Source organism: Vibrio sp. 10N.222.49.C9 (genome assembly GCF_041474985.1).
Lineage (GTDB): Bacteria > Pseudomonadota > Gammaproteobacteria > Enterobacterales > Vibrionaceae > Vibrio > Vibrio crassostreae_C.
In genome coordinates this window covers 1-12345 of record NZ_JBFRVD010000041.1, presented here as the reverse complement: position 1 = coordinate 12345, position 12345 = coordinate 1, and the positions used below count along the sequence as shown (strand labels likewise).

The following is a 12345-nucleotide window of genomic DNA, read 5'->3' as shown; positions in this document are numbered from 1 at the left end:
GCTGCCCTATAATTACGATTAATGGAAAGTACCATTGCTTGCAGTAAAGTCCAGCAGTGATAAAACATTTCGAGGTGATAAGTTGCAAATTTACGATAGCCTACCAAAAGACAACGGGCTACAACGCTATCTAGTCGGTGGAGCAGTGCGCGATAAGCTGCTCAATATTGATAGTTATGATAGAGATTGGGTCGTGGTAGGGAGTACCCCTCAAGAGATGGAAAACCTTGGCTTTACTGCTGTGGGAAAAGATTTCCCGGTATTCTTGCACCCAAAAACCAAAGAAGAGCACGCACTGGCTCGCACTGAGAGAAAATCAGGCTCTGGTTACACAGGCTTCGAATGTTACTTCGCGCCAGACGTGAGTTTGGAAGAAGACCTGATGCGTCGAGATCTGACCATCAACTCTATAGCTCAAGATGATAAAGGCCAACTTCACGATCCTTATCATGGCCAGAAAGATCTCTCTGATCGTATTCTAAGGCACGTCTCGGACGCTTTTGTTGAAGATCCTCTCCGTGTGCTGCGTGTGGCTCGCTTCGCCGCCAAACTCCATCACCTCAACTTTACGGTTGCACCAGAAACCATGGTGATGATGAGCGAGATAGTTCAATCCGGTGAACTGGCACATCTCACTGCCGAACGAGTTTGGCAAGAGTGGCATAAATCCCTTAGTACTCCGCACCCTGAAGTATTCCTTTCGATACTTAAAGAGTGTGGTGCATTGGCTGTTGTGTTGCCTGAAATTGACGCGCTGTTTGGTGTACCTCAACCGGAAAAGTGGCACCCTGAGATCGACACGGGCATTCACACTCTGATGGTTGCTCAGCAAGCTGCGCGATTAAGCTCATCGTTACCCGTGCGTTTTGCCGCTCAAGTACATGATTTAGGTAAAGGCGTCACGCCAGAAAGCGAGTGGCCAAGCCACAAAATGCATTGCCATACAGGCTTAAAAATCATTAAGAAGCTGTGTGAAAGAGTCAGAGTGCCCAATGAATTCAGAGACCTTGCGTTGTTAGTGTGCGAGCAACATTCTAATATCCACCGCGCAGGCGAGCTCAAACCAACCACCTTTCTCAAGGTTCTCAACAAGTTCGATGTTTGGCGTAAGCCAGATAGGCTCGACGATATACTACTTTGCTGCCAGGCCGACCACGCAGGCCGAAAAGGATTAGAAGATCAGCCTTATCCTCAAAAAGCGCGCTTTGAAGTCGCCTACCAAGCGGCGCTTCAAGTCGAAGTAAAAGCGATCATTACCGCTGGTTTTAAAGGCAAAGATATTCGAGAAGAACAAGAGAAACGCAGAGCCATCGCAATTGAAAACGCCCTATCAGAACTCGCTAGCAGTTAATCGTCGCCGCTCTACCTAAAACGTATAAAAAGCCCGCAGTTAAGCGGGCCTTTTGTTTCAATTCTTACAGCGAGACCGTTGCCTGTGTCTGTTACTGCATCATTAAGAAAGCAAACAGACCACAACCTAGAATCAGGCGGTAGATAACGAACGGTGTCATGCCCATACGAGAGATAAGCTTCAAGAAAAAGTGGATACAGATGTAAGCACTGATGAAAGACACCGCAACGCCCGTTAGCAAAGTGCCAACATGGATTGGATCACCGCTTGTCACCAACTTAAGACCTAAATAACCACCAGCCAGAGTGATGATTGGGATAGACATCAAGAAAGAGAATCGAGCCGCCGCTTCACGTGTGAAACCAAGGTAAAGCGCCGCGGTAATGGTTGCGCCAGAACGAGACGTGCCCGGAATGATCGCCATTGCTTGAGCAAGACCAATAAACAGCGCCTTTTTCCAACCCGCTTGGTATTCGTCATCGCGCAGGCTTGAGTTCTTGTCCACCCACCATAACAATAGACCAAAGATAATCGTTGTCGTCGCGATCACCCACGCACTGCGTAAGTAAAGCTCAACAATATCTTTCATCAACAAGCCAAAGATACACGCAGGAATCGTCGCGAGAATGATCATCCACGCTAACTTCGCTTCTTTACTACGATCGCCTTTAAACACTGAACCAAAGAATGCGCTCAACAGAGAGACCACTTCTTTACGGAAATAGATAACAACAGCTGCCAAAGTACCAACGTGGACAGCGACATCAAAAGCCAAACCTTGATCTTCCCAGCCTAAAACAGCTGAAGGAAGGATTAGGTGTGCAGAACTGGAAATAGGTAAAAACTCTGTAAAGCCTTGCACCAACGCCAATATAAACGCTTCAAAATAACTCATTACTTACCTTAAAAATTATAGTTTTATATCTACGACAGAGAGCGAGTCTAATTGCTGCATCTTCTGCCATATTTCACTGACGGTTCTTCCGTCTTGCGGGATCACTCGCGCAGGACAAAGATCATAAAGCGGCTGTGTTACAAAAGGATATTTGTAGATATCACTGCGTGGTAATTCTGGTTCACACTCAGAAACCTCCTCTCCAAACAGCACAATATCAAGATCGAGCTTTCGATCTTGTAGTTTGTGCGCATCTTGAGAGCGACCCCATTTAAACTCAATTTTACGCAGCTGCTGTGAAAATTCAGTCAATGAGAGTGACGTGTCGAGCTCTATCACAAAGTTATAAAACGGATGGCTATTAAAACCGACGGGCTCACAGTGATAGATTTTAGAGCATTTAAGGTTAGTCCCTAACGATTGAAGCTCTGTCCATGCCACCCTTGCATGCTTGTCGCGGTCTATGTTCGTGCCAACACCAACATAGGCTACTGTCATGCTTGACCTCGTTCGATGATCACACCAACGGCTTTTGCTTGTGGCACTGCGCCAGGTTTAGCCAATCGGATTTTAATCCACGGCACAGAGAACTGAGTCATAATAAGCTCTGCGACTTCTTCAGCAACACGTTCTACGAGTAGAAAACGGCCATTTGCAATGTGCTCAAGTACTGCAGTGCTCACTTTCGAATAATCCAAAGCATCAACCACATCATCACTCTTGCCTGCTGGGCGGTTGTCATGAGCCATTTCAATATCAAGCACCAGTTTCTGTTTGATCTCTTGCTCCCAATCGTAAACACCGATCGTTGTAATTACTTCTAGCTGCTCAATGAAAACTTTATCCAGTGCCATGACTTGTCCTTTTAGAGGTCGGATACCCAAATTGGGGAAAAAAACGTATTATTTGCGTAATTCGAGATATGATATCAATTACTCTTGGATTGAGCATTATTTTCCCATCGTTAGGCGTATAACCGTTAAAGGACAGACATGACCCCATTGGCACTTATCATGATCATTGCTGCCTACTTACTAGGTTCAATCTCTAGTGCGGTCTTGATATGCCGAGTTTTGAGGCTCCCAGATCCTCGAACAGTAGGTTCTAACAACCCAGGAGCAACCAATGTCCTGCGTGTTGGCGGTAAAGGCGCAGCAGCTGCCGTCCTTTTGTGTGACATGCTGAAAGGCACTATCCCTGTCTGGCTTGGCTACTACCTCAAGATCGACCCAATCATTCTTGGGGTTGTGGCAATTGCGGCGTGTCTTGGCCATATGTATCCGATCTTCTTCCACTTCAAAGGTGGTAAAGGCGTGGCAACCGCACTTGGCGCTATCGCCCCAATAGGATTCGATCTAACCGGAATGATCATGGCGACTTGGTTAGTGGTCGCGTTTTTGTTTCGTTACTCTTCTTTAGCGGCACTGGTTACTGTGCTACTTGCCCCTTTCTACGCTTGGTTAGTCAAACCTCAATACACATTGCCAGTAGCCATGCTGTGCTGTTTGATCGTGTTACGTCACCACCAGAATATCCGCCGCCTACTCGATGGCAGCGAACCAAAACTCGGACAAAAAAAATCGGCTTAAACTGTCACGTCTAAGCCGAACCATAATATTCAGTATTTAAAGCTTATAGCAGATGTTTATCTAAAAACGTCTTCAGCATTGTGTTCACAAACTCTGGTTGCTCTAACGAGCTAATATGACCTGCGCCAGGAATCACCACTAATTCACTGCCCGTAATGCAATCGTGCATTAGGTATGACTCAAGTACCGGACGTGGTTTATCTTCTTGTCCTACAGCAATCAAAACAGGCAGAGCAAAGTTCTCTACCGATTCAATCATATCGCGACGTCCAAACACCATTCGACCAATTCGTGCCACTTCTTCAGCGTTGTCGCCCTCAAGAGCTGATAACTGCTGAGTAAACCCTTCCACTAAAGCTGGCGTGTTGGTTTGCGTATCATTAGCGAAGAACAGTGGAACAACCGCTTCAACAATTGGCTGAGGAACCGTCTTGGTTTGAGTGATGGTATCTAACATGCTGAAGTACTTTGCGTGAGCAACTTCTGGTTCTAAACCCACAAAAGTATCCATTAGAACCAAAGACTTAATACGTGCAGGTGCAAGTTCCGCTAACTCAGTCCCCCACATACCGCCAACCGATAAGCCAACCACTGAGAATTCTTCGATCTCTAAATGATCAAGCAGAGCCAAAACGTGCTGAGCGTAATCTTTCAAGTTACGCATCGAAGTGGGTGCTGCTTGAGATTCACCATGAGACCAAAGCTCTGGAACAATACAGCGATACTGAGTTTTTAACGCTTCGATCTGCGGCTTCCACATTGCACTATCCCAAAGGTAGCTGTGGCCGAGTACAACAACAGGGCCTTGACCTTCATCTAGGTACGCCATCGATTGATTGTCTACTGTGAACTTGTTCATTTTCTTCCCTAATCTCTATCAGCAATTATTTATCGACATACAGTCGGTAAGCTAGGATATAAAAACGGCCGCACAAGGCGACCGTTTATCGAAACACTATAGTCAATTACGCAATTGGCTCTAGCTGGTCAATAGGCCAACGCGGTGTGGCATGAACAGACAAATCAGCCGTTTCGCCATTCTTTAGGCGCTGCATGCCCGCATAAGCGATCATCGCACCATTATCTGTACAGAATTCTGTGCGTGGGTAGTACACCTCACCACCGACTTTCTTAGCAAGAGCTTCAAGCTCAACACGCAGTTGTTTGTTGGCACTTACACCGCCAGCAATCACTATACGTTTCATGCCCGTTTCAACCAAGGCTCGCTTACACTTGATTACTAAGGTTGCACAAACAGCTTCTTGGAATGCATAAGCGATATCAGCGCGAGTTTGGTCATCATTATCGTTATCGCGAATGGTATTCGCTGCGAACGTCTTCAAACCAGAAAAGCTCATATCTAGACCCGGACGATCGGTCATTGGACGCGGGAACTTAAAATGACCCGGAGTGCCTTTTTCCGCCAAACGAGATAACAGTGGACCACCAGGGTAATCTAAGCCCATCAGTTTCGCGGTTTTATCAAACGCTTCACCCGCTGCATCATCAATCGATTCACCAAGGATTCGGTATTCACCAATACCTTTCACTTCTACCATCATGGTATGGCCGCCAGAAACCAGCAGAGCCACAAATGGGAATGGTGGTGGGTTATCTTCTAGCATTGGCGCAAGAAGGTGACCTTCCATATGGTGAACAGGCACTGCAGGCACTCCCCACGCATAAGCAATACTGCGACCAATCGTTGCACCAACCAGCAGTGCACCCACTAAACCAGGGCCAGCCGTGTAAGCCACACCATCAATGTCTTTCGACGTTAGGTTCGCTTCAGCTAATGCCGCTTTAATAAGAGGAATTGTTTTTTTCACGTGGTCACGTGAAGCTAGCTCAGGTACCACACCACCGTAATCGGCGTGCAGCTTTACTTGGCTATATAATTGATGAGAAAGCAGCCCTTGCTCATCATCATAAATCGCGATTCCTGTTTCATCACAAGAGGTTTCAATACCAATAATGCGCATAATTTTCTCGGCACGCTTTCGTCTAAAATGGGAAATTAGCGCAATATTACCCTGCCTAAGCTCTTCAAACAAATATTGTACAGACTATAATCGACAAAGTGCTTTACAAAGCCACTGTGATCGGATTAAAATTCCGCACCATTTTTGATCAAGCTGGTTAATGGCCAAACGCGAATAGAGAGTTAGCTCGATGGGTAACTTCTCTGATTTGGTACTGAGTAGCCAGCGATAATGAATAACCCCTGAGGTGAAAGGCATATGCCAATAGTTAAAGTACGTGAAAACGAACCGTTCGACGTTGCACTACGTCGTTTCAAGCGCTCTTGTGAAAAAGCAGGTATCCTTTCTGAAGTTCGCCGTCGCGAGCACTACGAAAAGCCAACTACAGTTCGCAAACGCGCTAAAGCAGCAGCTCAAAAGCGTCACGCTAAGAAGCTAGCTCGCGAAAACGCACGTCGCGTTCGCCTGTACTAATAACTTAATCCATAAGGACTGAGTTATGGCTCTTATTGAACAACTCAAAGAAGAGCAAAAATTAGCGATGAAAGCCAAGGACAAACCGCGCCTTGGCACTATCCGCTTAGCTCTTTCAGCAATTAAGCAACGTGAAGTTGACGAACGGATCACTCTGAACGACGACGACATTCTTGCTGTATTAGTTAAAATGGTTAAGCAACGTCGCGATTCTGTTGCTCAATATGAATCAGCAAATCGTCAAGATCTTGCTGACGTGGAAAAAGCAGAAATTACGGTACTTGAAGGCTTTATGCCTCAACCGCTAAGTGATGAAGAAGTTATTGCACTACTTGATAGCGCAATCGCCGAAGCTCAACCAGCGGGCATGCAAGACATGGGTAAAGTAATGGCTATCTTGAAACCACAAATTCAAGGGCGTGCAGATATGGGTAAAGTTAGTGGTTTAGTTCGTTCTAAACTCGCTTAATCCCAAATCAAATTGCAACAAGCCGTGCAATCCTTCGGAACGCACGGCTTGTTTGTATCTGTAACCTATTCAAACTATTATTATCCACACTCTCAGTTAGTGCATTTTTCTAAGGTTTTATGGCAGGACACATCCCGCGTAGTTTCATTGATGATCTCCTAGCGCGTCTCGACATTGTCGACATAGTGGACGCACGCGTGAAACTTAAGAAAAAAGGCAAAAACTATGGTGCTTGTTGCCCATTCCACAACGAAAAGACCCCTTCTTTTAGCGTAAGCCAAGAAAAACAGTTTTATCACTGCTTTGGTTGTGGCGTACACGGTAATGCTATCGACTTCATTATGGAGTTCGAACGTCTCGATTTTGTTGAAGCCATTGAAGAGCTTGCCTCTTTCTTAGGCCTCGATGTTCCTAGAGAGCAACGTAGCGGCGAGATATCAACAGCACCAAGAGCCAACAGCGAACAAAAACGTAACCTCTACGATTTGATGGGCGGCATCAGTAATTTTTACCGCTCTCAACTGAAAATATCAGCCAACAAACCTGCGATTGATTACCTAAAGAATCGTGGCCTTTCGGGCGAGATCGTCCAGAAGTTTGGCATTGGTTATGTGGCCGATGAGTGGGACTTAGTTCGTAAGAACTTTGGCCAACAGAAAGAAGCCCAAGACATGCTCGTAACTGGCGGCATGTTAATTGAGAACGATAAAGGTAACCGATACGACCGATTCCGTGGACGCGTAATGTTCCCGATTCGCGATCGTCGTGGCCGTGTGATTGGTTTTGGTGGTCGAGTATTAGAAGACGGTACTCCAAAATATCTCAACTCACCAGAAACGCCTATCTTCCATAAAGGTAAAGAGCTTTACGGCCTTTATGAAGTGCTGCAAGCCTACCGTGAACCGCCGCAAATACTTGTGGTTGAAGGTTACATGGATGTCGTGGCATTAGCGCAATATGGTGTTGATTACTCAGTAGCATCACTGGGCACATCGACAACCGGTGACCACGTTCAAATGCTGTTCCGCCAAACCAGCACAGTGGTTTGTTGTTACGATGGTGACCGAGCAGGTAAAGAAGCCGCGTGGCGCGCACTAGAAAATGCCCTTGAGTACCTGAAAACCGGTAACACACTCAAGTTTCTATTCTTGCCCGACGGTGAAGACCCAGACAGCTATATAAGAGAACACGGCAAAGCCGCTTTCGAACAGCTTGTTCATAATGCGACGCCGCTTTCGACTTATTTGTTCGATAACCTGATTGAAATACACAAGTTGAACTTGGGAACAACGGAAGGAAAATCGGCACTGCGTGCACACGCTAGCGCCTTGATTAACAAAATCCCTGACAGTTACTTCCAAGAGTTGCTCGAAAAATTGCTCGATGAGCGCACTGGATTTGATAACCAATTGAGGCGAGCGCGTGTTCATACACAGAACCCGATACCTCAACCGCATAAAGAGCTGAAACGCACTCCAATGCGTGAAGTTATCGCTTTGCTTATCCAAAATCCGAGCTATGCTGATATGGTACCGGATTTATCAAGTGTCAAAGGCTTACAATTGCCTGGGCTAAGTTTATTCGTCGAAGTACTTGATAAATGCCACGCGCATCCCCATATCAACACAGGCCAATTATTAGAGCATTGGCGACACAACAAACATGAGGCTCTTCTGTCTCGTCTCGCGAGCTGGGAAATCCCCCTCGACGAAGACAATCAAGAAGACATATTTTTAGACTCATTGGACAACATACTTGCCCAGTGCGTTGAAAAACAAATTGAAAACCTGCAGGCCAAAGCAAGAAGCGTCGGTTTATCAGCCGAAGAAAAAAGGGAGCTACTAGCTTTAATGCTAGATCTAAAAGCGTAACCCTGTTTGATTAGTCAGCATTTAATAAATTTGTTAACATAATTGGTTTGCATTTGAGAATGCAACGTCCTTCACCAGACCTGAAGTTGGATATCATCTATGGATCAAAATCCGCAGTCACAGCTAAAATTACTTGTTATTAAAGGCAAGGAACAAGGCTATCTGACCTACGCCGAAGTAAACGACCACCTACCTGCAGAAATCGTGGATTCTGAACAGGTAGAAGACATCATTCAAATGATCAACGACATGGGTATCAAGGTAGTTGAAACTGCACCTGATGCTGATGATCTAGCACTTAATGATGACGATGCCAATATAGATGAAGATGCAGCCGAAGCTGCAGCTGCTGCGCTTTCAAGCGTAGAAAGCGAGATTGGCCGTACTACTGACCCAGTTCGTATGTACATGCGTGAAATGGGTACGGTTGAACTACTGACTCGTGAAGGCGAAATCGACATTGCGAAGCGTATTGAAGATGGTATCAATACAGTTCAACTATCGGTTGCTGAGTACCCAGGCACTATTCCATACATCTTGGAACAGTTTGACCGCGTACAAGCAGAAGAGATTCGCTTAACAGACCTAATCAATGGCTTTGTTGACCCAGACGACGATGGCACAGCTGCGCCAACGGCGACTCACATCGGTTCAGAACTTGCTGAAACTGATCTGGAAGACGAAGACAAAGAAGACGCTGAAGACGACGAGGAAGAGGAAGAAGAAGATACAGGTATCGATCCTGAGCTTGCTCTTGAGAAGTTCACAGCGCTTCGTACTAGCTACCAGAACCGTCAGCTAGCGATCAACGAGTACGGCCATGAAAGCCCGAAAGCAACGCTTGCAACGACAATGATGCAAGACGTATTCAAAGAGTTCCGTCTAACACCAAAACAGTTTGATTACCTAGTAAACGAACTGCGTAACTCTATGGATCGCGTACGTACTCAAGAACGTCTAATCATGCGTCAAACGGTTGAGTACGGCAAAATGCCGAAGAAATCTTTCATTGCTCTATTTACTGGTAACGAATCTAGCGAAGCATGGTTGGATGAAGTTCTTGCTTCAGACAAGCCATACGCAGAAAAGATCAAACGTAACGAGCACGACATCCGTCGCTCTATCCAAAAACTGGATATGATCGAACGTGAAACGTCTCTTACTGTTCAAAGCATCAAAGATATCAGCCGTCGTATGTCTATCGGTGAAGCGAAAGCTCGTCGTGCGAAGAAAGAGATGGTTGAAGCGAACTTACGTCTAGTAATCTCGATTGCTAAGAAGTACACAAACCGTGGTCTACAATTCCTGGATCTAATCCAAGAAGGTAACATCGGTCTGATGAAAGCGGTAGATAAGTTTGAATACCGTCGTGGTTACAAGTTCTCTACTTACGCTACTTGGTGGATCCGTCAAGCAATCACTCGTTCGATTGCCGACCAAGCTCGTACTATCCGTATTCCGGTTCACATGATCGAAACGATCAACAAACTAAACCGTATCTCTCGTCAAATGCTACAAGAGATGGGTCGTGAACCACTTCCGGAAGAACTGGCTGAACGCATGCAAATGCCTGAAGACAAGATCCGTAAAGTACTGAAAATCGCTAAAGAGCCAATCTCAATGGAGACACCAATCGGTGACGACGAAGATTCGCACCTAGGTGATTTCATCGAGGATACAACGCTAGAACTACCTCTAGACTCTGCAACGGCAACCAGCCTACGCGGTGCAACTAAAGACGTTCTTGCAGGCCTAACACCTCGTGAAGCTAAAGTACTGCGTATGCGTTTCGGTATCGACATGAACACTGACCACACTCTTGAAGAGGTTGGTAAACAGTTCGACGTAACTCGTGAACGTATCCGTCAGATCGAAGCAAAAGCACTGCGTAAACTTCGTCACCCAAGCCGCTCAGAAACTCTGCGTAGCTTCCTAGACGAGTAATCGCACACTCAAGTGTGGTTAGCTTTTAAGCATAAATAAGAAAAGGTGAGCGTTGGCTCACCTTTTTTTTATCCGTGTGATTTAAGTGGCTAAGATGTAAGCGGAATTGCCCCTTATAGTGTCTAGACACCATTGAACGCTTCCCCTATAATCTATGCCCTACGGCCCCTTAGCTCAGTGGTTAGAGCGCACGACTCATAATCGTTCGGTCCCCAGTTCAAATCTGGGAGGGGCCACCAAATTAGAAAAGCCAGAACAGTTCACGCTGCTCTGGCTTTTTGCTTTTCTGATTCAGTACCAATCACACCCTGCACTTCCGAACCAAAAACGAATCGTCCCGCACACAATTCCAATTGCCTCTCTGTGACTAAACATACTTTTCTTTTATAAAAAAATCGGCAATATGAGTGTACACAAATCATTCAATAGTTCAGGGAAGAAACATGAAAGACGAAACACTCTCGATTCACTTCGGCTACGAAACTGATCCAACAACCAAATCGGTTGCCACACCTATTTACCAAACCGTCGCTTACGAATTCGATGACGCACAACATGGCGCCGACCTGTTTAACCTTGCGGTGCCAGGTAATATCTACACACGGATAATGAATCCAACCAATGATGTGTTAGAAAAACGCATGGCCGCCTTAGAAGGGGGGATTGCAGGCTTAGTGGTAAGTGCGGGCAGTGCTGCGATCAACTACGCGATTCAGACGTTGGCGCAAATCGGTGACAACATTGTCTCAACGCCTCAGCTTTACGGTGGTACTTACACCCTATTTGCTCACATGTTGCCAAACCAAGGAATTGAAGTTCGTTTTGCTAAAGACGACAAACCAGAAAGCTTAGCGGCACTGATCGATGAAAAAACCAAGGCGGTTTACTGTGAAAGTATTGGTAACCCTGCTGGTAATATCATCGACTTAGAACGTGTTGCAGAACTTGCCCACGCACAAGGAGTGCCTGTGATTGTTGATAACACAGTCGCGACGCCTGTGCTGTGTAAACCTATCGATTTTGGTGCTGACATCGTGGTGCACTCACTAACCAAATACGTGGGTGGTCACGGTACAACGTTAGGTGGCGTGATTGTCGATTCAGGAAAATTCCCATGGGCAGAGCACAAAGAGCGCTTCCCTGTTTTTAATCAGCCAGAGCCTTCTTATCATGGCGTGGTTTATACCGAGGCATTTGGTGAGGCTGCGTTTATTGGTCGAGCTAGAACGGTTCCCCTACGTAATACAGGTGCAGCACTGTCGCCAATGAATGCTTTCATGTTGATGCAAGGCTTGGAGACATTGTCGTTACGTATGGAGCGACACACAGAGAATGCCTTGAAAGTGGCAGAATACCTCAGCCAACACGAAAAAGTCAGTTGGGTAAGCTACGCTGGTCTGCCTAGCTCAGAATTCTACCCGCTTGCTGAAAAATACATGCAGGGTAAGCCATCGGCTATTCTATCTTTTGGTTTAAAAGACGGTTATGAAGCCGGTGTTCGCTTCTATGATGCACTGCAAATCTTCAAGCGCTTAGTTAACATTGGCGATGCGAAATCTCTCGCTTGTCACCCAGCTTCGACGACACACCGTCAACTAAGCGAAGCTGAACAGAAACAAGCCGGTGTATCACCGGAGATGATTCGCCTATCAGTAGGTATCGAGCACATTGACGATATCTTGGCTGACCTAGAGCAAGCACTGAGCGCTTAATGACGCTACAGCTAGCTCTAACACTGATCGTTAAGTAACAGAATCGAGTAGGAGGAGG

The 12345-nt window shown here is 46.1% G+C and carries 12 protein-coding genes and 1 tRNA gene; 8 read left to right on the top strand and 5 right to left on the bottom strand.

The genetic code is table 11. The features are described from left to right. Positions 1 to 34 precede the first annotated feature (34 nt). Positions 35 to 1351 carry a multifunctional CCA addition/repair protein gene (locus AB4585_RS17365; protein ID WP_372155047.1) on the top strand — a complete coding sequence of 439 codons (1317 nt, stop codon included), beginning with the start codon at positions 35 to 37 and terminating at the stop codon, positions 1349 to 1351. Positions 1352 to 1442: 91 nt separating this feature from the next. On the opposite strand, the gene AB4585_RS17360 is transcribed toward AB4585_RS17365, so the two are convergent. The 3 genes from AB4585_RS17360 to folB are packed head-to-tail and all read right to left on the bottom strand — an operon-like array spanning position 1443 to position 3100. Beyond that, positions 1443 to 2246, bottom strand: coding sequence for an undecaprenyl-diphosphate phosphatase (locus AB4585_RS17360; protein WP_010434624.1), 804 nt, complete (start codon positions 2244 to 2246; stop codon positions 1443 to 1445). Positions 2247 to 2261: 15 nt separating this feature from the next. Further along, on the bottom strand, positions 2262 to 2744 hold the full coding sequence (gene folK / locus AB4585_RS17355; RefSeq protein WP_017062921.1) for a 2-amino-4-hydroxy-6-hydroxymethyldihydropteridine diphosphokinase: 483 nt from the start codon (positions 2742 to 2744) through the stop codon (positions 2262 to 2264). Continuing rightward, entirely contained in the window at positions 2741 to 3100 is a 360-nt protein-coding gene (gene folB, locus AB4585_RS17350) for a dihydroneopterin aldolase (protein ID WP_017061412.1), read from the bottom strand. The genes folK and folB overlap by 4 nt, the downstream gene beginning before the upstream one ends. Before the next feature lie 138 nt (positions 3101 to 3238). On the opposite strand from folB, the gene plsY reads away from it, so the two are divergent. Continuing rightward, positions 3239 to 3835 (top strand): glycerol-3-phosphate 1-O-acyltransferase PlsY, encoded by a 597-nt coding sequence (gene plsY, locus AB4585_RS17345; RefSeq protein ID WP_009847793.1) that lies wholly within the window; start codon positions 3239 to 3241, stop codon positions 3833 to 3835. A 43-nt stretch (positions 3836 to 3878) separates the two neighbouring features. Here plsY and AB4585_RS17340 read toward each other — a convergent pair whose 3' ends face one another. Both AB4585_RS17340 and tsaD read right to left on the bottom strand, forming a co-directional pair. After that, complete coding sequence (locus AB4585_RS17340; RefSeq protein WP_017061411.1) at positions 3879 to 4694, bottom strand: alpha/beta fold hydrolase; 816 nt, start codon at positions 4692 to 4694, stop codon at positions 3879 to 3881. Between the two features lie 106 nt (positions 4695 to 4800). Further along, positions 4801 to 5817 (bottom strand): tRNA (adenosine(37)-N6)-threonylcarbamoyltransferase complex transferase subunit TsaD, encoded by a 1017-nt coding sequence (gene tsaD / locus AB4585_RS17335; RefSeq protein WP_372155048.1) that lies wholly within the window; start codon positions 5815 to 5817, stop codon positions 4801 to 4803. Between the two features lie 258 nt (positions 5818 to 6075). On the opposite strand from tsaD, the gene rpsU reads away from it, so the two are divergent. From rpsU to AB4585_RS17305, 6 genes are all read left to right on the top strand, one after another. Next, positions 6076 to 6291 (top strand): 30S ribosomal protein S21, encoded by a 216-nt coding sequence (rpsU, locus tag AB4585_RS17330; RefSeq protein ID WP_004396009.1) that lies wholly within the window; start codon positions 6076 to 6078, stop codon positions 6289 to 6291. A gap of 25 nt (positions 6292 to 6316) precedes the next feature. Continuing rightward, the gene (locus AB4585_RS17325) at positions 6317 to 6760 is read left to right on the top strand and encodes a GatB/YqeY domain-containing protein (protein WP_017061409.1); all 444 of its coding nucleotides are present in this window, start codon (positions 6317 to 6319) and stop codon (positions 6758 to 6760) included. Between the two features lie 119 nt (positions 6761 to 6879). After that, positions 6880 to 8631, top strand: coding sequence for a DNA primase (gene dnaG, locus AB4585_RS17320; RefSeq protein ID WP_102428404.1), 1752 nt, complete (start codon positions 6880 to 6882; stop codon positions 8629 to 8631). A 99-nt stretch (positions 8632 to 8730) separates the two neighbouring features. Further along, on the top strand, positions 8731 to 10575 hold the full coding sequence (gene rpoD, locus AB4585_RS17315) for an RNA polymerase sigma factor RpoD (RefSeq protein ID WP_017061407.1): 1845 nt from the start codon (positions 8731 to 8733) through the stop codon (positions 10573 to 10575). Between the two features lie 163 nt (positions 10576 to 10738). Then, positions 10739 to 10814: transfer RNA gene (locus AB4585_RS17310), tRNA-Ile, on the top strand. Between the two features lie 204 nt (positions 10815 to 11018). Then, positions 11019 to 12287 (top strand): O-acetylhomoserine aminocarboxypropyltransferase/cysteine synthase family protein, encoded by a 1269-nt coding sequence (locus AB4585_RS17305; RefSeq protein ID WP_048657999.1) that lies wholly within the window; start codon positions 11019 to 11021, stop codon positions 12285 to 12287. The last annotated feature ends 58 nt before the right edge of the window (positions 12288 to 12345 follow it).